The organism is Mycobacterium sp., from assembly GCF_032159565.1.
Taxonomy (GTDB): domain Bacteria; phylum Actinomycetota; class Actinomycetes; order Mycobacteriales; family Mycobacteriaceae; genus Mycobacterium.
In genome coordinates, this window is sequence record NZ_JAVHWR010000184.1 from 78,665 (window position 1) to 98,875 (window position 20,211).

Sequence of the window (20,211 nt, forward strand, 5' to 3'; positions counted from 1 at the left end):
TCAGTAGGCTCCCCACCGGTAGGGGGCGATCAGCGGGTTGCCTCCGGTGTACGGGCTGGGCATCTGGCCGATGGTGCGCCCCCACTGCATCTCGAGTTCGGTGAGGTTGCCTTCCCATCGCGTTCCGGTGAACAGCCCGGCGTCCAACCTACTGAGGGTGAGGTCGATGACGAGGGTGATGTTCGCGAAGTCCCCGCGGAACCAGTTGGGGACGGTGCTCTTGACCCATGGGTAGGTGGACAGGAAGTCCAGCCCCTTGGTGAGCGCGGGTCCGGCGTTGGCCAATTCCCGCAACACCGGCGCCATGTGGCGCAGGTTCGCCACGAACGATTCCTTGGTCTGGTTGACGGTGTCGATGGCGATCGCGCTGAACTTGCCCAGTGCGTCGACGGCGTTCGCGATCTTCTGCCGTGAGTCCGCCAGCACGGCCAGCGCCTGCGGGACGGTCGTGAGCGCCCTGTCGACGGTCTTGTCGTTCGCCGCGACCTGACCGACCAATGAGTTGAGATTCTCAGTGGCCGTGATGATGTCGTCGGTCTGGCTGTTCAGCTGCGCGATGAAGGCATCCAGTTGGGTCAGCAGGCTGCGGAGGTCGGCTTCCCGGCCCTGCATCGCCTTGGCGAAGGCCTGGTTGATCTCCTGCAGCTGGCCCAGTCCGCCGCCGTTCAGCAGGATCGACACCGATGCCAGCGTCTGCTCGGTGGTCGGATAGGTGCTGGCCGAGGAGAGCGGGATCACCGAACCGTTCTTGAGCTCTCCCTGTGGCGCCTCGTTGGCCGGGGGTGCCAATTCGATGTGCATACCGCCCAGCAGGCTCGTCGTCCCGACCTTGGCGGTGCTGTTGGCCGGTAGCCGGACACCGCCGTCGATGCGCATCGTCACCAGCGCGTGCCAGTCCTGCACTTCGATCTTGGTGACGTTGCCGACGTTGACGTCGGCGACCCGCACCCGGGTGTTCTGCTGGATCGTCACCACGTCCGGTAGCTGCGCCGTGATGGTGTACGAACCGTCGCCGCTGCCTTCGGTTCCCGGCAGCGTCAGCGAGTTCAGGCCGCGCCATTCACAACCGGGGATCGCCGACAAACACACGACGGCCAGCGCCGCGGCCAACACCCGCTTCACGGTGTGCCGTCCGACGGCGGCGGTGCTGCGGCTTGCTGGGCGGCCGCGGTCTGGCTCGCCGGCGCGACCATCAGGCCTTGCAGCCCTTGGCCGGCGTCGGTCGGACTCGCTTCGGGCGGCGGACCACCCAGCAGCGGCGCTTCGGCGGGCAGCGGTCCCGCATCGGCGGTCAGCGGCGCCGGACCATCCGCCGGCGCGGCCGGTGGCAGGTGCGGGTTGAGCCGGTCCTCGCTGTAGGTGATCTCGTTCGGTCGTGCCGACGCACCCACGAACGGGTTGACGCCCAACGGCGGGAAGTTGTACTGGCGGTTCTTGATGATCGGTGCGAGGTATTGCACGCACAGCTTCGCCGACTGCTCGAAACCTCTGCGCGATGCGGCCTGGATTGCGCTGCAGATGAACTGAACAGTGTTGGCGAAGTTGACCGGCGCCAGGATGCCGGTGACGGCGCTCTGCGCGGGTTGGTAGATGTTCATGAAGTTCTGAAACACCGTCGGGGTGATGTGCAGGACCTGCTTGACGTCGCCCCGGCTGTCGTTCAGCGCGGTGGTGACCGCATTCAGGTGGTCGACGGTGACGCCGAGACCCTCCCGATTGTCGGCGACAAAGCCGCGCAGGTCGTTCACCGCACCGTCGAGACCCTTGGTGGCGTCGGCTATCTCATCGGGCGAATTGGACAACGCCGTGGTCACATCGGCGAGGTTGGTGTTGAACGCGGCGAGTAGGTCGCTGCTGGAGGACAGTGCGGACACAAGCAGCTGCAGGTTTCGAACCGTGCTGAAGATGTCTGTGCTGTGGTCACCGAGCGCCGAAACCGCCTGCGACAGCTTGATGACCGTGTCGCGCGCGGTGTCACCGTTGCCGCGCAGGTTGTCTGCTGCGGTGTTGACGAATGCGCCAACCGCACTCGGTCCGCCGGGTGTCGTCGGCTGAAGTGAGTCGGTCAGCTTTTCCAACTGCTGCCGGAAGTCGTCCCACTCGATCGGGACCGCGGTGCGATCCTGCGGAATGGTGGCGCCCGCAGCGAGTTTCGGCCCGCCGGAGTACACCGGTACGAGCTGGATTGCACGAGCGGTGACCAGCGACGGCGACAAGATCGCGGCCTTGGCGTCGGCAGGCACCGAATATTGCTTGTCGACCGAGAAGGTGACCTTGGTGCGGTCAGGCTGCGGGTCGATTTCCTCCACCGTGCCGACCGCGACGCCGATGATGCGGACCTCGTCGCCGGTGTAGAGACCGTTGGCGTTGGCGAAGTATGCGGAGTAGAAGTCCAAGCCGGCCTTCTTCCACCACGGGGTCGCCACCACCGTGACGGCGACCAGGAGAGTGACGACGAGGCTTGCGGCCGTGGCGATCCGGAGAATTCGCGTGCTCACCGCTGCCCTCCTCCGGCATCCGCAGGATTCGTCGGCGGCCCGCCGAGGACCGCCGCCGGATTCGGCGGCGGAATGGTCGGCGCAGGCAGCTCACCCGGCGCGGGCCCCGACGCGGGCGGTCCCGGCGGCGGCCCGCCCGGCGGTGGCGCGGGCAGGGGCTCGCGGTACGGGTAGCAGCCGGTGGGGCCGGGCAGCGGCAAGCCGGGCGGACCGCACCCCTGATCGCCCGGGTTGCCGGTGATCGCGTCCGGCAGGTTCAGGTGGGGGTCGCCGCCCTGGCCGGTGCGCGGGAAGGGCACCGGCAAGGCAGGCGTGCCGGGCTGACCGACGCCCGGGTCGACGAGTTGTGACGGCAGCATCGTGTTGGGGTCCAGACCCAGGTCGGAGAACGCGGCGTCGATGAAGGGCTGGGCGAACTGCCCCGGAGCGAGGTTCACCAGCGACGCCTTGAAGAACGGTCCGGCACCGAGCACCTCGCCGAACGACATCGCATAGCGCCGAAGGAGATACAGCGTGCGCTGCAGTTCCTTCTTTCGGTTGTCCAGGATCTCCAGCACCCCGTTGAGCTTCTCCAGAGCGGACTTCAGTTGCGTTCGGTTGTCGGCCACCAGCCCGGAGATCTGATGGGCGACCGACGTGAGATTGTTCATCAGCGCGTCGACCGAGTCCCGCTGCGAGAGGATCTCTGACAATAGAGCGTCCGCGTTGACGACGAGCTTGGCGATCTGATCACTGCGCTTGCCCAGCACTGCGGTCACCTTGTTGGCATCGGCCAAGAGATTGCGCAACTGGGCATCCCGGTTGTTGAGGGTGTCGGAGAACCGTGCCACCCCCTCGAGCGCGATCTTCAGCTCGGGTGGAGTGTCAGAGAACGTGTCCGCCAGGGTGGACAGCGACGACGACAACTGCGTGGTGTCCAGACCGCTGATGGTCGTGGTCAGATCACCCAGTGCCGTCGGCAGGTCGTAGGGCGACTTGGTCCGCTCGAGGGGGATCGTACCGTTGAGTTCGCCGTCGCCCCGCGGCGTGATTTCGAGCATCTTGGTGCCGAGCACCGTTTCGGCCTTGATCGCGGCCTCGGTGCGGTCGCCGAGTTCGACGCCGTCGCGAACGGTGAAGTCCACCAACACCTTCGTGCCGTCCAGCTTCACCTCCGACACCTTGCCCACCGACAGGCCCGATACCCGCACATCGCTGCCGGACTTGATGCCGCCCGCTTCGGCGAAGTAGGCGGAGTAGTCGGAAGTGCCCTTGACGAACGGGATCTTGTCGTAGGAGAAGGCCGCGACGACCGCGGCGACGAGCACGGCGATCCCGACGACGCCGACGACGAACCTGTTGCGCTCGGCGAGCGGCTTGATGTCGGGCCGCTTGAACTTCAGGCGCGTCATTTCGGCGTGCACCGTCCCGTGTCCTGGCCGGCGAGTTTGACGTACACCGGCTGGCCGCCCTTACCGTTGACCTTCAGCACGGCGTCGCAGAGATAGAAGCCGAAGTAGTCGCCGTACAGTCCGTTGCGGGCCAATACCTGGTAGGCGTCGGGCAGGGTCTTCACCAGGTCGTCGACGTAGTCGTGATCAGCCATGATCTGGCCGGAGACCCGGTCTGTCTGGTTGACGAACTCCTTGATGGGTTGCCGTGCTTCTGTCAACAGGTCGGTGACCGAGGCCGCCGCGGCGTTGATGTATGCCGTGCCCGTCGCGATGTCACTGCGGCGGTCCGACAGGCCCGAGACGAGGTCGGACAGTTTGTCCAGGCCTTCGGAGAACTGACCGTCGCGTTTGGCGAAGGTGCCCAGAACCGTGTTGAGGTTCGTGATGACCTCGCCGATGAGCTGATCGCGTCCCGCCAATGTCGTTGTCAGTGCCGAGGTTTGGGACAGGACAGACGCTATGGTGCCCCCTTGGCCCTGGAAAACCCTCAACAATTCGCCGGACAACGCGTTGACCTGGTCTGGGTCCAGCGCACGGAACAGCGGCCGGAACCCGCCGACCAGTGCGTCGATGTCGAGGGCGGGGGACGTGCGTGTCAGCGGAATTGTCTGTCCCGGTTGAAGTTTGCGCACCGAGCCTGGTCCGTCTTCCAGAGACAGATAACGGTCGCCGATCAGGTTCTCGTAGCGCACCGCCGCCTTTGTGCCCTCGGTCAGGATCAGGTTCCGGTCGACGGCGAATTCGACGGTGACGGTGCCGTCCTTGTGCAAGGTCATGCTTTTGACCTTGCCGACCTCCACACCGGCGATACGGACGAAGTTGCCGCCCTTGAGCCCCGAGACGTTGGTGAACACCGCGTTGTAGGTGAAGGTGTCGTCGAATCGGAACTGCCCGAACACCGTCAGCAGGATGAACGTGAAGATCAGGCACACCGCCGTGAACAGTCCCACCCGCGCGAGCGCGCGGGCGCTGAAACCTCTCATGGCTGACCCTCGCTAGGCGGTTCGGGCGCCGGCGCGCCCGGCGGAGGCGGATAGAGCGGTGTGCCGTCCGGACCGTATTCCGGTGCGCCGTAAGGCGGTGCTCCCGGATACGGCGGCAACGGTCCGGGCGCCGGGCCACCGGGATAACGAATCCTCGGTGGTTCCGGATTGGCCTTGGTGACCGGGAAATAGTTGGCGATGCCGGGGAACCCGATGCCCGGATTGGGCCGAAGATCGAGGCCGGTGCCGAACCCGGTGTCGGTGACGAGGTACTTCACCGGGAAGTTCGCCAGCGGGTCGGGTAGCGAGCCGCAACTCGGCTTGCCGCCTGGACCGCCGGTCGCGTTGACGATCGGCAGGTTGTCCGGATAGCGGTACGGGTCGTCGCCCATCAGCAACGCGGCGTCCATGATCACGGACTTCCCGTTGCCGCCGATGGCATCTCGGCCACCGTGCTCCAGGAACCACTGAGCGCCCTGAAACAGGCAGGTGTAGCTGGGCGAGTACTTCATCAGCAACTGGGTCGTCGGGTCGAGGATATTCATGGCGCGCACCAGGTTCGGCTCGTTCGCGCCGATCGTGTTGATGCCCGCGTCGGAGAAGCCGACCGCCGACAACAACAAGGTGTCCAGCGCCTGCGCGTTGTTGCTGATGGTGGTGCTCGTCGTCGAGAACGATTCGAGGATCGACACGATGTCCTGCGCGGCATCCGAGTACGCCTCTGCCGTCCGGCCGAACAGCTGCCAGTCCTGCCGGACGGTTTCCATCCGCGGATTGACGGCGGACAGCACGTTGTTCGAATCGGTGATCGCCTGCCCGATCGCATCGCCCTTGCCGCGCACCGCTTCGGCCACCGCCGAGAGGATCGAGTTCAGCTTGGCCGGGTCGATGGACTGGACTACGCCCTGCAGGCTCTGGAACACGGTGTTGACTTCGACGGTCACATTGCGGGAGCGCACCACCGACCCCGGCTTGAGCCGATCGGGGCTGGCGCCGGCCGCGGGCACGATGAGGTCGACGTACTTGGCGCCGAACGCGGTGCTCGACTTGATCTCCGCTTCCAGATTGCTCGGCAGGTACTTGAACGGCTCGGGGTCGATTTTCAGCGTCAGTTTCGACACGTCGCCCGCCGCGCCGGTCTCGGCACCGATGTTGGTGACCTCGCCGACCTGGACTCCACGCAGTTTGACCTTCGCGCCGTCCTCCATCACCAGACCCGACCTGTCCGAAACAAGGGTCAGCGGTTCGTAGTCGTGCAGCGTGCCGGAGAACAACATGGCGGTGAGTGTGCTGACGGCGGCGACGACGATCAGCAAGACCGGCGCCCACCAGATGGGATCGATCTTTTCGCGACGGGTTGAGTTGGTCATCGGCCCGTCATCCCGAAAGGTGGAAGTTGCCGGACTGTCCGTAGACGGACAGCGTGATGGTCAACAAAATGAAGACGCCGGCGGTGATCGACAGCCGTACCGCGCGGCCGACGGCCTCGCCGACGCCGGCGGGCCCACCGGTCACGGTGTAGCCGTAGTAGGTGTGGATGGCCATCACCGCGGCGGCCATCGCCAACGCCTCGGTGAAGGACCACAACAGGTCCGTCGGCTGCAGGAACGTGTCGAAATAGTGGTCGTAGACCCCCCGCGACTGCCCATAGATGATCGTGGTGCCAAATCGGGTCGCCAGAAACGACATCAACACCGCGACGGTGTAGATCGGGATGACCGCCACCACGCCGGCCACGATGCGGGTGGAGGCAAGGTAGGTGATCACCCGAATGCCCATCACCTCCAGCGCATCGATTTCCTCATTGATGCGCATCGCGCCGATCTGGGCAGTGGCACCGGCGCCGATGGTCGCGGCCAGTGCCACGCCCGCGGTCGCCGGTGCGATGAACCGGACGTTGAGAAAGGCCCCGAGAAAGCCGGTGAGGGCTTCGATACCGACGTTCGACAGGGTGTTGTAACCCTGCACGGCGATCAGGGCACCGGTGGACAGCGTGAGGAACCCGATGATTACGACCGTGCCGCCGATGACTGCCAGCGCCCCGGTCCCCATCCCCATGCCCGCGATCTGGCGCAGCACCATTGTCGGATAGCGCCGGACGGCGTCGGCGGTGTTCCACAACGCCTGCCCGTAGAAGGCCGTCTGCTCCCCGAGGGTGCGGATGCGGCGGACCGCCTTTCCCACCGCTTGGTCGACGCGCGACGAGTCGTCCACCTCTGAGGTCACGGTGCCACCTTGACCCCGAACGCGGTGGCCAGAATGTTGATCAGAAACAGTGCCATGAATGCGAAGACGACGGTTTCGTTGACGGCGGTGCCCACCGCCGTCGGGCCGCCGCCGACGTGCAGACCCTTGTAGCAGGCGATCAGCCCGGCCGAGAGCCCGAACAGCAGCGCCTTCACGAGCGAGACGACCACCTGCGGCAGCCCGGTCAGCAGCGTCATCCCTGCGACGAACGCGCCCGGTGTGACGTGCTGAACGAAGACCACGAAGAAGTAGCTTCCGAAGAGGCCCACCACCGCGACGACCGAATAGAGCATCAGCGCAACGAAAGTCGCCGCTATCACCCGAGGCACGACGAGAGCCTGGACCGGGTTGACCCCGATGACCTCCATCGCGTCGATCTCTTCCCGGATGGTGCGGGCCCCGAGGTCGGCGCACATCGCGGTGGCGCCCGCGCCGGAGACGACGATCGCGGTGACCACGGGGCCCACCTGAGTCACCGAGGCCAGCGCCGCACCGGCACCGGACAGGTCACCCGCGCCCACTTCGATCAGCACGATGTTGAGCGTGAAGACGATGAGGACCGTGTAGGGAATGGAGAGCACAAGCGTGGGGACGATCGACACCCTGGCCACGAACCAGATCTGATCGAGCAACTCGCGCAAGGCGAACGGCCGACGGAACGCGGCGGCGAACGTCTCGCCGGCCAGTACGACGAAGTCGCCCATGGCGAAGGCGGGCCTGGACCAGGCAATCCCATTCATGGTCGACGGCTCCGCCAACGCACATGCTGCATCGAAGTACCTACTTCAGACAGAAGCCGTCGACGGGGCACGGCTTCGGGCGGGCAGGAGCTGCGGCAGCACTGCCTTGGCTGGCGGGTTCCCGGAGTGAAATCGCGATCGCCTTTCCCTAATCGCCGGGCTGGCGCGGACAGTAAGTGGGACGGTATTAGCTGTCAACGAGGGCTATCGCCCAAACCCGCCCGTCAATTAGCGGAATTCGCAGGTTGCCCCAATGCATTTGGTTTCGCTCAAACTGATCGAATCGTGCTGATCTTTAATGTTGGACGCGGGCCGACAGCGTGTCTGTAGGCTGACTATCCATGAGCGCCGACGTCGACCCCGCCGTTCCGCCGAGCGGCACCGGGTGCGCCGAATGCGACGCGGCCGGCGGTTGGTGGGTTCACCTGCGGCGGTGTGCGGCGTGTGGTCACATCGGTTGCTGCGACGACTCTTTGGCGCGCCACGCGTCGGCGCACTGGCGGACGACCGGTCATCCGATCATCCGCTCGTTCGAACCCGGCGAGGACTGGTTCTGGAACTACCAGACCAACGAGTACTACGACGGTCCGGAACTTGCTGCGCCGGACTGCCGGCCCAAGGACGAGACCGTGCCAGGGCCGCGCGGCCGGGTGCCCAACGACTGGGCGGAGCAGTTGCGTCGCCGCGGCGACTGAATGAAACCGGCGGCCACGGGGTACCCCGCGGCCGTGAACAAGGAAAAACCCGAAACCACCGAGTCCGACGCGGGCGCCAAGGGCGCCGACGACGATGTGGTGAGCGACCCCGCCAGGAGCGCGGGCGCGAGCGGCGACTGGTCCGACGAGGGCGGGGCCACGCCCAGCGGCCCGGCCGACACCGGGGATCACACGCAGTAACTACAGCGCCGCCGCCAAGCCCGACAACGTCTCGGCCGCCGTGTATTTGGGCGTCCAGCCGAGTTGGGACTTCGCCTTGCCGGTGTCAAGCACCACCGATGTGCGCCCGGCATGCAGCCACTCCAGCGCCGACGGGACGAACGGAAGGCGCGCGATGACCTCAGAGGCTGCCTTCGCGGCCACCCGAGGTACCCGCACCGGCCGGGCGCCGAGCGCTTCGGCGACATCGGACAGCGACAGCACGCCGTCACCCGCCAGGTTGTAAGCCCCGGGTGGCGCCGAAGTCGTTGCGGCCAAGGCGATTGCGGAGGCCACATCGTCGTGGTGCACCAGCTGAACCGGTGTGCCCGGGTCGGGGAACGGCGGCTTCAGCAGTGGCAAGGCCTCCGACACCCTGCGGACGACCGCCGGGAGTTGGTTCCACGGCATGGCCTCGGCGAGGGCGGGGGCATTCGGCCCCGCGACGATGCACGGCCGAAGTACATAGACCTCCAACGGCGTGTCGGCGGTGATGTCGGCCAGTGCCGCTTCACACGCCGCCTTCTGCTCGGAGTAGTAGTGCTCGGGCGAACCGCGCGGCGGCACTTCTTCGGTGATCGGCACCGGGTTGTCGGAGTGATAGCCGTAGGCGGCGACCGACGACGTGTAGACCAACCGCCTGGCGCGCGCAGACTCCACCGTCGCCTCGAACACGTTGCGGGTGCCTGCCAAGTTGACCCGGGCGCTCTCGTCCCGCGAGCCCATGATGATGAAGGCGAGGTGGACGACGATGTCGGCGTCGGCGACCAGCGCGTCGACGGCGTCGCGGTCCAGGATGTCGCCCTGCCGGTATTCGGCCTTGGTCCAGCCGTGCGCCGCCGGGTCGAACGGTCTGCGGGCCATGCCGACGATGCGTTCGACGTCGGGGTGCTGCTCCAACGCGTGCACCGCCGATATGCCGATGTCGCCCGTGGGCCCCGTGACGGCCACCGTCCATCCCATGGACGGGTGATTCCCCGCTGCACGGGACTCGAAACGCCGGCCTCAGTTATCGGCGAGCGCCTGCATGGCGGCGTTGTATCCGGGAATGAAGGTGATGCCGGGTCCGCCATGGCAGCCGGCGCTTCCGAGATACAGTCCCTCGATCGGAATCGGCTGATCGATATAGCCTTTCGGGCCTGGGCGATTGGGGCCGATCTGGTCGGGGTGGATCAGGCCGTGGCAGTAGTCGCCGCCGGGGGCGCCGAACATCGTGCCCATGTGCCTGGGCGTGAAGGTGGTGTGCCTGATGATCAGGTCTTCGAAGTTCGGCGCCAGCTTGGTGATCTTGTCGATCACCCGCTGCCCCATCTCGACCTTCATATCGCCGTAGCTCGACTCACCTTCTTCGACGGAATCTCTGCTCCTCGCGTCCGCGATGGGAAACCACAGCGAAAACGCCGACGCGGCGTGCTTGCCCGCAGGCGCCAGGTCCGGGTCGTTGACGGAGGGGATCTGCAGGGCGATCGACGGATCGGCAGGCACGATGCCGCGCCTGCAATCCTCCCACTGCTGCTGCAGTTCTTCGGGCGTGCTGAAGATGCCGATGTTGGACTGCATTCGGGGATCGTTGAGCACCTCGTAGGGCGCCGCGAACTCCGGGACGCCGTCCAATGCGAAGTGCATCTGCAGATAGCTGCCGCGGTGATCGGATCGCGAAAAGCGCTCCCGGATGTCTGCGGGCACCGCGCCGGACTCGACCAGGCCATTGATCGTCAGGTCGGGCGCGACACCGGAGATGACGACCGGCGCCGAGATCGTCGAGCCGTCTTCGAGGCGGATCCCGGCGACGCGGCCGTCGGAGACCAGGATCTCGTCGACCTTGCTGCGCAGCCGCAGTTCGCCGCCGTTCGAAACGAACAGGTCATGAAGGTGCGCGGTCAGCGAACCGATGCCGCCCTTCAGTTTCTTCACCAGCAGCGCGTTCTCGTCCGGCACGGCGAAGCCGTACGCCAGCGCCGCGGCAGTGCCCGGGGTCGCCGGGCCGCGATAGGTGGTGTTGCACGCGAGCAGCGAAAGCATGCCGCGCAGCGCACCGTTCTTGTCCTTGTCGGGCAGGTAGCGGTCGATCACGTCGGTGACCGAATTGAACAACAGGTCGGTGATCGTCGATCGCTCGAATTCGTTTGTCGCGCACGCATACATCTCGTCAAGCGTCTTCGGCGGCTGGCCTGCGTCGAACCGCCCCAACGCCCGCGTCGGCGCCTGACACCACGCCATCAGCCCCGCCATCCCATTGACGGCCTCGGCGCCGTGAACCTCATTGATGTGCGTCAGTAGCTTCATCGGGTCGGTGTAGTAGATCAGCGGTTCGTCGCCGACTCCCCGCAGCGACACCGACATCACGTCGAGGTCGACCGTTGGCAGTGAGTCCAGGCCGAGTTCGCGGCTGACAACGGCCGCTGTCGGAATCTGCACCGAGCCTGCGATCTCGAACTTGAAGCCGTCGAAAAGCTCTACGGTGGAGGCCATTCCGCCGGCATACAGCTTGAAGTCGAGGCACAGCGTGCGCATCCCGGCCTTCTGCAGCAGTGCTGCCGCGGTCAATCCGTTGTGACCCGCGCCGACGACGATCGCGTCATAGTCCGCCATCGGCTGAGGCTGACACGAGGACAAAGTTTTGTCAATAATGACGAAACTTGGCTAGACCGCGTCCCCGATCCCCTTGTCCAGCGTCTGCAGCGCTTCCCGGGTCAGCCGCGTCAACTCGGGCAGCGACCGGTCCTCCCCCAGCATCCAGACCTCCATCGCACCGAACACCGCGGCCGCGATACACCGCGAGATGACGGTGATCCGCATCCGGTCGTCGGTTCCGGGCATGGGCGGGTTCTCGCCGCCGAGGTTCTCCTCGATGACCGCGGCGAACTCCGTCTCCACTTGTCGGATGTGGCGGACGATACGGCCCGGGTCCAGTTCCTGGGCCCGCAACGTCGGTATCTTGGCGACCGCCCAGTCGTCGTAAGGTCTGGCCAGAATCGCCGACTGGACGGATTCGATGATCGACTCGTCGGGCGACCGCGTCGCAAGCGCCGACCGGAACCAGTGCAGACCGGCGTCGTAGTCGGCGAACAACAAATCGTGCTTCGATGCGAAGTGGCGGTAGAAGGTCCGCAGCGACACTCCGGCGTCGGCCGCGATCTGTTCGGCCGACGTGTTCTCGACGCCCTGGGCGAGGAACCGAACCACCGCAGCCTGCCGCAGCGCCTCGCGCGTGCGCTCGCTGCGGGCCGTCTGGGCAGGTCGGACCATGGGCGTAAATTACCCTATTAAGGTTATGTCAATATTGACAAAACTTGGATCGGTCGAGAGACTCCAAAAATGGTTGCCCTCATCGTGCACGCGATCCTCGGCATCGCGGTCATCGCATTCATCGTCAGATCGAATCCGGCCGTCTTCAGCCGCGTCCCAACCGGACCGCAGCTCTCCCCGATGGAGATCTTCCTGTGGTTCCTTGGCATCCTCTCCTTGCCGATCAGCTGGTACTTCAACATCCAATACGTGCAGCAATACGCCGAGAACCCGTTCTGGGGCCAGCCCACCTGGGCAGAGTTCATCGCGATGGGCTACGCGAACCCTTCGTCGAGTTCACAGGTCGTCGACTACACCATCATGAGCGTGCTGCTGGCGGTATGGGTCGTCGTCGACGGTCGCAGGCGCGGGTTCAAGCACGCATGGCTCTATTTCGGGTTGTTCCTGTTCACGAGTTCGACGTTCGGCTCGGCGATGTATCTGGCGACCATCGAGCGGCAGCGCCGCCACACGCTGGCCGCGTCACCCGTCGAATCGGTGACCTGACGCCTACCTAGGTCGGCTTACAGTTGACGGATGCTCGACGACGATCTGCGGCGGCGCCGCCTCGAGATCATCTCAGAACACATGGACACCGAGGTGACTCAGGAGTTCGACAGAACCCTGGCCACCTTCAACGGGCACCCACGCTACGAGATCATGCCGACGGGTCAGGTCTTCGACGGCGACGACGAGGTGATGGGTTACTACCGCATGACCCGCACCGCATTCCCGGACCAACGTCACGACAACGTGCGCTATCACGTCACCGATGACGCCGTGATCGTCGAGTTCGACTTGCTGGGAACGAATCTCGGAGAGTTCTATGGTCTTCCGCCGACGGGTAAGGCGTTCCGGGTGCCGATCATCGCCGTGTTCTTCTTCGACGGCGACCGCATCGTCAACGAGCGTGTCTACTTCGATTCGGCAAGCCTGGTGACGCAGATCGGCCGCGGTGAAGTATTGGCGCTGGTGGGCGATGCCGGCGCACGCAAGGAGTTCCCAAGGTGATGAAGGTCCACCACCTCAACTGCGGCACCATGCATCCTGTTCGCGGTCCCGAGTGCGTGTGTCACGTCCTGTTGCTGGAGACCGCCAACGGTCTGGTCCTCGTCGACGCCGGTTTCGGGATCGACGACTGCGCCGATCCGAAAGGTCGGGTGGGCCCGGTCCGTTTCGTCACCCGCCCGGTGTTCGAGTCCACCGAGGCGGCGGCACACCAACTCGACCGGCTCGGGTTCCGTCGCGAGGACGTCCGTCACATCGTCCTGACCCACCTCGACACCGACCACGTCGGAGGAGCGGCAGACTTCCCGCATGCACGCATCCATGTCACCGCCGCGGAAGCAGTCGCGGCATTCGCCTCGCCCACCCGCGGCGAGAAAGTCAGATACGGGCGCCAGCAGTGGGTGAGAGAGCGCGACGTCGTCGAGCACAGCCCGAACGGCGAAGCGTGGCGAGGTTTTCCGGCGGCGAAGGAGCTCGATGACATCGCGCCCGGTATCGTGATGGTCTCGCTGCCCGGCCACACCAGAGGGCACACCGCCGTCGCGGTCGACGCCGGACATCGTTGGGTCCTGCACTGCGGGGATGCGTTCTACCACTACGGCTCCCTGGACGGCGCCGACGTGCCGCGCACCCTCTGGGCCATGGAGACCGCCGTCGCCTTCGATCGGAAGAAGGTGTGGGACAACCACGCTCGGCTCTCAGAGCTCTACCACAAGGCGGAGCCGGACCTCTGCATCGCGCCCGCACACGATATGAAGCTGTTCGAGCGCGCCAAAGCCACCGCTGAGCCCACTGCTTAGGGCACCAGGACCACTTTCCCGACGTTCTCCCGCGCGGCCAAAATTCGATGTGCCTCACCGGCGTTGGCGAACGGGACGGCTTCGTGAACGACCGGGACGGCGACGCCGTCGTCGAGCGCCGTGGTGAGCGGGCCAATCCAGGGCTCCAGCGTGCCCCGGTCATCCCACAGCTTGAGCATGTTCAGTCCGATGACGGCTTTCGAGTCCGAAAGCTGCTTGACCAGATTGAAACCGCGCAGCATCGGCAGAAGCTGCGGCAGCGCGGTGCGCAGCGAGCGCTTCTCGCCCTGTTGCATCGCGGACAAGCCGTACGCGACGATGCGGCCTCCGGGCCGGATCAGGTCGTAGGAACGCTTCAGCGACTTTCCGCCCATCGCGTCGAGCACGATGTCGTAGGGCGGCAACCCATTCCACCAGCCGTCCTTGCGATAGTCGATGGCGCGGTCCACACCGAATTCGGCGAGGCGCGCGTGCTTACCCGGCGATGCCGTGCCGTGGATCTCGGCCCCGGCGGCCTTGGCCAACTGGATCGCCGCGATCCCGACGCCGCCTGCTGCGGCATGGATGAGCACGCGTTCACCGGCGCGCAACGACCCGTAGCCGTGCAGCGCCGCCCACGCGGTGGCGTAGTTGACCGGTATCGCCGCACCCTGCTCGAAGCTGAGCGATTCAGCGAGCGGGATCGCGTCGGCCGCCGCAATGTTCACGAGTTCGCTGTAGCCGCCGAATCGTGTTCCGCCGAAGACGCGTTCGCCGATGCGTGCGGGGTCGACGCCGTCGCCGACGGCCGCGATGATGCCCGAGACCTCGTATCCGACGACGCAGGGCGGCTTGGGCGCGTACGGGTAGAGGCCGACGCGCGCCAGGTGATCGGCGAAGTTCACGCCTGCCGCCCGGACCGTGATCCGCACCTGTCCCGCAGATGGCGGCGGCGGATCCGGCCGCTCCTGAACCTTCAGGACGGAGAAGTCACCGTGCTTGGTGATGACGACGGCGCGCATGCCGGATCAGACCGTCGCGGCGGCAGGCCGCTTGGCGCGGTCCCTCAGCCGCGCCTCGATCACGCTGAGCAGGTCGTAGTAACGGGTGGGTGCCAACCGGGTCAGGATGTCGAAGACGTAGGCATCGGGTCCCACCAGAATGCGTGCCTTGCCCTGCTCGACACCGCGGTGGATGATCTCGGCGGCCTTGGCGGGCTGGGTCATGGTGATCGCGGCGAACTCAGCCACCATCTGCTCGTGGCTGCGACCGCGCCCGTCCGGGTCCTTGCGGAATCGGGCGTTGCGCACGATGTTGGTGTTGATTCCGCCCGGATGCACGTTGACAGCGGTCACGCCGGTGCCGCGCAGTTCTTGACGCAGCGAGTCGGTGAAGCCGCGGACAGCGAACTTAGCTGCGCAGTAAGCACTCTGACTGGGCATGCCGGCCAGGCCGAACACACTGGAGGTGTTCACGATCGCACCGGAGTCCTGCTCGACCAGGATCGGCAGGAACGCCCGGGTCCCGTTGACGACGCCGTGGAAGTTGATGTCCCACAACCAGTTGTCATCGTCCGCATCAGCCTCGAGCACGCTGGAGGCAAGGGCGACGCCTGCGTTGTTGAACACCGCACCCAGCGGGGCGGGCGTCCAGTCGCGCACCTCGCCCGCGAAGTCGCGCTGGGCGTCGGCGTCGCGCACGTCGAGGACCCGCGTCAGCGTCGGGCCGGTTAAGGCGGCCTCGGTTTCCTTCAGGCCGCGCTCGTCGATGTCGGTGAGTGCCACCGGGCAGCCGTGTGACGAAAGCCGTTGCGCCAGGCCGCGGCCGATGCCCGACGCCGCTCCCGATATGACGACCGTTCGGCCGCTGACTCTCCGGCGTGACGACCTGCTCACTGTGACTCCTTCATTTCTGTGTGGATCAAGGGGGCCGAGGCGGCGTGCTCGGTGGTCAGGTCGATGACGCGGCCCCATGCACCGCTCGGTAGGTCATGGCCCATGCCGGTGATGGTTTCCAGCCGTGCTCCGCGAATCGCACGCGCCGTCGCGGCGCCTCCGGTCGGGTTGACCATCCTGTCCCGGTCGCCGTGGATCACCAGTGTCGGCACATCGATGTCGCGGAGTTCGGCGGTGCGGTCGCCGGACCGGAAGATGGCCGCAAGCTGCCGCGGCGTGCCTGCGCTGCTGCGGTCGCGTTCCCAGCCGATAGAGGCCCTCTCGCGCACACGCTGTTCGTCGAAAGGGAAACCTCGCGAAGCGATGTGGCGGAAGATCGCGAGGTCCCGCTGTATCGCTTCGTCTCGGGTGCGCGGCGGCTTGGCCGTCGCCAACCGCAGCCGCGTCGACAGTGCAGGCTGGCCGATACGCCGAGCGCCGGTGGTGGACATGATCGACGTCAGTGTGCGAACCCGGCCCGGATAGTGGGCGGCCACGGTCTGAGCGATCATCCCGCCCATCGAGATACCGGCCAGATGCGCATCCCGATAACCGAGCGCGTCGAGCAGGCCGATGGTGTCGCGCGCCATGTCGCCGAGGTGGTACTGCCGCGGATGGTTGCCTCCGCGCAGAATGGCGAACGGCTTCGGCGGGGGGAAGTCCATGTGCGTGGATCGGCCGACGTCGCGGTTGTCGAACCTGGTCACGTGATAGCCGCGGGCGGCGAGCGTGGTGGCGAAGTCGGTCGGCCATGAGCCGTGCAACTGCTGCCCCAGCCCGCCGATGAGCACGAACGGGGGGTCGCTCGGGTTGCCGATCTGCTCGTAGCACAACTCGATGCCGCGGCCGACGTCGACGACCACCTGTTGGGAAGTCATGCCGGCATCCGCTCGGAATCGCTGCGAGTCGTTGATGTCGATCCCGCCTTTCTTCGGTAGACGACGGCCCGGCCGCCGCGCGCTGGTGCAGTGGCGACGCCGCGCGAGTGAACGCCCTCGCTTGGGGCATAGGTGGTGCCGAACTCGAATTCGCGCAACAGCGTTCGAAGCGTGACGTTCAACTCCATGTTCGCGAAAGCGGCGCCGATGCACCGGCGGATGCCTCCGCCGTACGGGATCCAGGTATGGGTGTCCGGATTGCCGCCGAGGAATCGATCGGGGTCGAACCTCTTCGGGTTCGCGAAGTTGCGCTCCGATGAGTGCGACATCGTGATGCTTGCGATGACGGAGTGATTTTCGGGTATGACCCACTCGCCGAGGCGGAATCGCTTGCGCGCCACCCTGATGGTGGCCTCGACGACCGGCCGGATTCGCTGAACTTCCCAGATGGTGGCCTGAAGCAGTTCCGAGCCACCGGCGTCGGCTTCTGACGCGAGCCGGGACAGCAGGCGCGGATGCCTGCGCAATCGTTCGATCGCCCATGCCAGCGTGGTCGCCGTGGTTTCGTGGCCCGCCGACAGTAGTGTCAGGAGTTCGTCGGCGATGTGATCGTCGGAAATCGGTGAGCCGTCCTCGTACCGAGCCGCCAGCATGAGAGCGAGCACGTCATTGCGCTCTTCAAACGCAGGGTCGTTGCGCGCTTCGGCGATGAGATCGGCAATGATCTCGTTGTAGCGCCTACGATTTTTCTGCACTCGCCCCCATGGACTCCACGGGCCGAAATCGCGCCGAAAAGCCGCAGGCATCAAGGCCATTCGGGATGCCAGTGGGATCATCGGCGGAAACAGCTCCCTCAGTTCGTCGAATGCGGTGCCCGCAGCACCGAACACGGTGCGAAGGATGGCGTTGAGGGTGATGCGCATCATCGGCTGCAGCGTCTCGAACTCACGGCCCTCGGGCCAGCTTTCGATTTCGCGCAACACTTCCTCTTCGACGATCGCTTCGTAGCCGGCCATCCGCTTGCCGTGGAACGGCGGCACGAGCAACTTGCGACGGGCGCGGTGCTCGTCGCCGTCGAGGCTGAACGTCGAGCCAGGCCCGAGGACCGTGCCGAGGTTGGACGCGCGGCCGACGACGTCGTTGCCGGCGGTGAAGAGCTCCTTGATCAACGCGGGGTCGCTGACGACGGCGGTTTCGCCGAAGATCGGCAGGTTCACCGTGAACGCGCTGCCGTACCGCCGGCCTACCGCGGCGATCGCCCGGTGCCGCGCGGCGAAGAAGGCGATGCCCATGACGGCCTTCGGTATTCGCGGTCCGGGCGGCAGCCGCACCGGGTCCGTCGTCGCCTCGCCCATGCCGTCCTCTCCGTAGTGGTGGTACTCCGAGGTACCGGCAACGGTACGCGAACGTACCGCCAACGACAACCCCTCTTCTACAAGTGCCTAATAGCGATCCGGGCGCCTCGTCCGACGAAGTCGGCCAAGTCCGACGTCTGCTCGCGCGGGACCGCTTCATGCGGCATGCTGATCAGCCATGACGCGCTGGTATCCGCTTTGAATCCGCCGACGCCGACTTCTTCGAGTCGGCCCCGCATATCTTCACCTACCAGAAACGCTTTGCCGCTCCGCCTGCCCAGGTCTGGGAGCAGCTCACGTCCGATGAGTCGATCACGGCATGGGGTCCGGCGACCAAGGAGGTCAACTGGACCTCACCGCGCCCGTTCGGCATCGGCACGACGCGCGAGGTCGTCGCGTTCGCCGGCGCGACCATGCGCGAACGCTTCTTCCGGTGGGAGGAAGGCAGCCGCCACTCCTTCGCCTCCTATGAGTCGACGCTGCCGCTGTTCAAGCGTTTCGCCGAGGACTACATCGTCGAAGCCGATGGTGCCGACACCTTGTTCACGTGGGTGGTGGCGATCGAACCGAAGGGCGCTATGGCTCTGCCGTTGAGGCTGATCGCGCCTGCGGTGAAGGCGGCGTTCGGTCAGATACCGGCTGGCGGTCAGCGGTATTGGGCCAAACGTTCTGCGAGGGCTTAGCCTGGACGAGGCAGGGTGTCTCTCCGACGCCAAACTGGGTATGGCTCTTCGGTGACTGATCATTCACCTTCCGAAAGCATCACCGCGGACGAGGTTGAAGCGGGCCCGACCGACATCGAGCGCTTCGGCTACACGCAGGAACTCAAACGCTCCTTGAGCACTGCCGATTTGGTCATCTACGGCCTCATCTTCATGGTTCCGATCGCGCCGTTCGCGATCTTCGGAAGCGTCTTCTCGCTCTCGGGCGGCATGGTGGCGCTGGCCTACTGCATCGGGTTGGTGGCGATGTTGTTCACCGCCAACTCGTACGCGCAGATGGCGCGCGCCTTCCCCATCGCCGGGTCCGTCTACTCGTATGCGGGCCGCGGCATCGCCAAACCGGTGGGCTTTTTATCCGGCTGGGCGATGCTGCTCGACTACATCTTCGTACCGGCGTTGCTGTACCTGGCCAGCTCGCTGGCGATGAACGCGACCATCCCCGCGGTTCCGGCGTGGGCGTGGCTGGTCGGTTTCGTGGTGCTCAACACCGTGATCAACTACCTGGGTATCACGCTCACCGCCCGAATCAACCGGGTGATGATCGTGCTCGAGTTGATTGTGCTCGCGATCTTCCTGGTGATCGGCCTGAACGCCGTCGCGCACGGCAAGGGCCGCGGCTTCAGCTTCTCGGCGTTCTTCGACTCGGGCTCGTTCTCGTTGACCATGGTGCTCTCGGCCGTATCGGTGGCGGCGCTTTCGTTCCTCGGCTTCGACGCCATCTCCACGCTGGCCGAGGAACACAAGGGCACCGCACATCAGCTGGGGCGTTCGATGTTGTTGGCGCTGATGCTGGTCGGTGTGCTGTTCGTGGTCCAGACGTGGGTTGCCTCGATGCTTATTGAGGATCCCGAAAAGCTTGTCGCCGAGGGGGATTCGGCAGGTGTGGCGTTCTATGACGCCGCCGGCTTCGCGGGCGGGCACTGGCTGTATGTACTGACGGCGGTCGCCACCGCGATCGCGTGGGGTTTCGCCGACGCCATGGTTGCCCAGGCCGCTACGTCACGGCTGCTGTTCGCGATGGCCCGCGATCGGCAACTGCCCAGCTTCCTGCGCCGGATCGACCCCAAGCACGACGTGCCGGTCGCGGCGACGCTGTTGGTCGCTGTTGTCTCGCTGGCTTTCGGCATCTACCTGACGCTGCTGCCCGACGGACTCACCGTCATCTCGTCGCTGGTGAACTTCGGTGCCCTGACGGCCTTCGCGATCCTCAACGTGGCCGTCATCTGGTACTACATCGGCAAGCAGCACAGCAGGCGCTGGTTCGTGCACCTGGTGTGCCCGGTGCTGGGTCTGGTGGTGCTGGTGTTCGTGCTCGTCAACGCCCGCAGCAGCGCACAGATCGTCGGGCTGGCTTGGCTTGCGATCGGTGTGGTGCTGGGCGTTGTCCTGCGTCGGCGCGGGATCGACACCACAATTGCGGCATCCGACTAGG

22 protein-coding genes are annotated in these 20,211 nt (G+C 65.7%); 7 read left to right on the forward strand and 15 right to left on the reverse strand.

Translation table 11 applies throughout. The annotated features are described in order from the left end of the window. From QOC76_RS24855 to QOC76_RS24885, 7 genes are read right to left on the reverse strand one after another with little or no spacing between them, the layout of a single operon-like run. Positions 1–1,122, reverse strand: coding sequence for an MCE family protein (locus tag QOC76_RS24855; protein WP_526361427.1), 1,122 nt, complete (start codon positions 1,120–1,122; stop codon positions 1–3). Further along, positions 1,119–2,498 (reverse strand): MCE family protein, encoded by a 1,380-nt coding sequence (locus QOC76_RS24860; protein ID WP_526361429.1) that lies wholly within the window; start codon positions 2,496–2,498, stop codon positions 1,119–1,121. The genes QOC76_RS24855 and QOC76_RS24860 overlap by 4 nt, the downstream gene beginning before the upstream one ends. Then, complete coding sequence (locus tag QOC76_RS24865; RefSeq protein WP_526361431.1) at positions 2,495–3,889, reverse strand: MCE family protein; 1,395 nt, start codon at positions 3,887–3,889, stop codon at positions 2,495–2,497. Before QOC76_RS24865 ends, QOC76_RS24860 begins: the two co-directional genes overlap by 4 nt. Beyond that, entirely contained in the window at positions 3,886–4,914 is a 1,029-nt protein-coding gene (locus QOC76_RS24870) for an MCE family protein (protein WP_526361433.1), read from the reverse strand. The genes QOC76_RS24865 and QOC76_RS24870 overlap by 4 nt, the downstream gene beginning before the upstream one ends. Next, on the reverse strand, positions 4,911–6,284 hold the full coding sequence (locus QOC76_RS24875; protein ID WP_526361435.1) for an MCE family protein: 1,374 nt from the start codon (positions 6,282–6,284) through the stop codon (positions 4,911–4,913). The genes QOC76_RS24870 and QOC76_RS24875 overlap by 4 nt, the downstream gene beginning before the upstream one ends. 7 nt (positions 6,285–6,291) lie before the next feature. Beyond that, the gene (locus tag QOC76_RS24880) at positions 6,292–7,098 is read right to left on the reverse strand and encodes an MlaE family ABC transporter permease (protein ID WP_526361491.1); all 807 of its coding nucleotides are present in this window, start codon (positions 7,096–7,098) and stop codon (positions 6,292–6,294) included. 38 nt (positions 7,099–7,136) lie between these two features. Beyond that, positions 7,137–7,901: an MlaE family ABC transporter permease gene (locus QOC76_RS24885; protein WP_526361437.1), complete on the reverse strand. Its 765-nt coding sequence runs from the start codon at positions 7,899–7,901 to the stop codon at positions 7,137–7,139. A 341-nt stretch (positions 7,902–8,242) separates the two neighbouring features. Here QOC76_RS24885 and QOC76_RS24890 point away from each other — a divergent pair, with 341 nt between their 5' ends. Then, positions 8,243–8,596 (forward strand): UBP-type zinc finger domain-containing protein, encoded by a 354-nt coding sequence (locus tag QOC76_RS24890; protein ID WP_526361439.1) that lies wholly within the window; start codon positions 8,243–8,245, stop codon positions 8,594–8,596. Between the two features lie 33 nt (positions 8,597–8,629). After that, positions 8,630–8,797, forward strand: coding sequence for a hypothetical protein (locus QOC76_RS24895; protein WP_526361441.1), 168 nt, complete (start codon positions 8,630–8,632; stop codon positions 8,795–8,797). Here the strand turns inward: QOC76_RS24895 and QOC76_RS24900 are convergent, their stop codons facing one another. The 3 genes from QOC76_RS24900 to QOC76_RS24910 are packed head-to-tail and all read right to left on the reverse strand — an operon-like array spanning position 8,798 to position 12,064. Then, on the reverse strand, positions 8,798–9,778 hold the full coding sequence (locus tag QOC76_RS24900) for an NAD-dependent epimerase/dehydratase family protein (protein ID WP_526361443.1): 981 nt from the start codon (positions 9,776–9,778) through the stop codon (positions 8,798–8,800). A 42-nt stretch (positions 9,779–9,820) separates the two neighbouring features. Then, the gene (locus QOC76_RS24905) at positions 9,821–11,407 is read right to left on the reverse strand and encodes a phytoene desaturase family protein (protein ID WP_526361445.1); all 1,587 of its coding nucleotides are present in this window, start codon (positions 11,405–11,407) and stop codon (positions 9,821–9,823) included. 51 nt (positions 11,408–11,458) lie between these two features. Beyond that, complete coding sequence (locus QOC76_RS24910; protein ID WP_526361447.1) at positions 11,459–12,064, reverse strand: TetR/AcrR family transcriptional regulator; 606 nt, start codon at positions 12,062–12,064, stop codon at positions 11,459–11,461. 69 nt (positions 12,065–12,133) lie between these two features. On the opposite strand from QOC76_RS24910, the gene QOC76_RS24915 reads away from it, so the two are divergent. From QOC76_RS24915 to QOC76_RS24925, 3 genes are read left to right on the forward strand one after another with little or no spacing between them, the layout of a single operon-like run. Then, positions 12,134–12,610: a DUF2834 domain-containing protein gene (locus QOC76_RS24915; protein ID WP_526361449.1), complete on the forward strand. Its 477-nt coding sequence runs from the start codon at positions 12,134–12,136 to the stop codon at positions 12,608–12,610. Between the two features lie 30 nt (positions 12,611–12,640). Continuing rightward, positions 12,641–13,114 (forward strand): ester cyclase, encoded by a 474-nt coding sequence (locus QOC76_RS24920; protein ID WP_526361451.1) that lies wholly within the window; start codon positions 12,641–12,643, stop codon positions 13,112–13,114. Further along, positions 13,114–13,911, forward strand: a complete 798-nt coding sequence (locus tag QOC76_RS24925; RefSeq protein WP_526361453.1) for an MBL fold metallo-hydrolase — start codon at positions 13,114–13,116, stop codon at positions 13,909–13,911. Before QOC76_RS24920 ends, QOC76_RS24925 begins: the two co-directional genes overlap by 1 nt. Here the strand turns inward: QOC76_RS24925 and QOC76_RS24930 are convergent. The 5 genes from QOC76_RS24930 to QOC76_RS24950 all read right to left on the reverse strand — a co-directional run bounded on the left by QOC76_RS24930 (position 13,908) and on the right by QOC76_RS24950 (position 18,296). After that, the gene (locus tag QOC76_RS24930) at positions 13,908–14,912 is read right to left on the reverse strand and encodes a zinc-binding dehydrogenase (RefSeq protein WP_526361455.1); all 1,005 of its coding nucleotides are present in this window, start codon (positions 14,910–14,912) and stop codon (positions 13,908–13,910) included. The two genes, QOC76_RS24925 and QOC76_RS24930, sit on opposite strands and share 4 nt — an antisense overlap. A 6-nt stretch (positions 14,913–14,918) precedes the next feature. Further along, a complete protein-coding gene (locus QOC76_RS24935) occupies positions 14,919–15,785 on the reverse strand; it encodes an SDR family NAD(P)-dependent oxidoreductase (RefSeq protein WP_526361457.1) in 867 nt (288 codons plus the stop codon). Next, positions 15,782–16,702 (reverse strand): alpha/beta fold hydrolase, encoded by a 921-nt coding sequence (locus tag QOC76_RS24940; RefSeq protein WP_526361459.1) that lies wholly within the window; start codon positions 16,700–16,702, stop codon positions 15,782–15,784. The genes QOC76_RS24935 and QOC76_RS24940 overlap by 4 nt, the downstream gene beginning before the upstream one ends. Then, positions 16,699–18,057, reverse strand: a complete 1,359-nt coding sequence (locus tag QOC76_RS24945) for a cytochrome P450 (RefSeq protein ID WP_526361493.1) — start codon at positions 18,055–18,057, stop codon at positions 16,699–16,701. The genes QOC76_RS24940 and QOC76_RS24945 overlap by 4 nt, the downstream gene beginning before the upstream one ends. Before the next feature lie 77 nt (positions 18,058–18,134). Continuing rightward, a complete protein-coding gene (locus tag QOC76_RS24950; protein ID WP_526361461.1) occupies positions 18,135–18,296 on the reverse strand; it encodes a hypothetical protein in 162 nt (53 codons plus the stop codon). On the opposite strand from QOC76_RS24950, the gene QOC76_RS24955 reads away from it, so the two are divergent. Beyond that, positions 18,297–18,740 (forward strand): SRPBCC family protein, encoded by a 444-nt coding sequence (locus QOC76_RS24955; protein WP_526361495.1) that lies wholly within the window; start codon positions 18,297–18,299, stop codon positions 18,738–18,740. Between the two features lie 51 nt (positions 18,741–18,791). Continuing rightward, positions 18,792–20,210, forward strand: coding sequence for an amino acid permease (locus QOC76_RS24960; protein ID WP_526361463.1), 1,419 nt, complete (start codon positions 18,792–18,794; stop codon positions 20,208–20,210). Position 20,211: the final 1 nt, after the last annotated feature.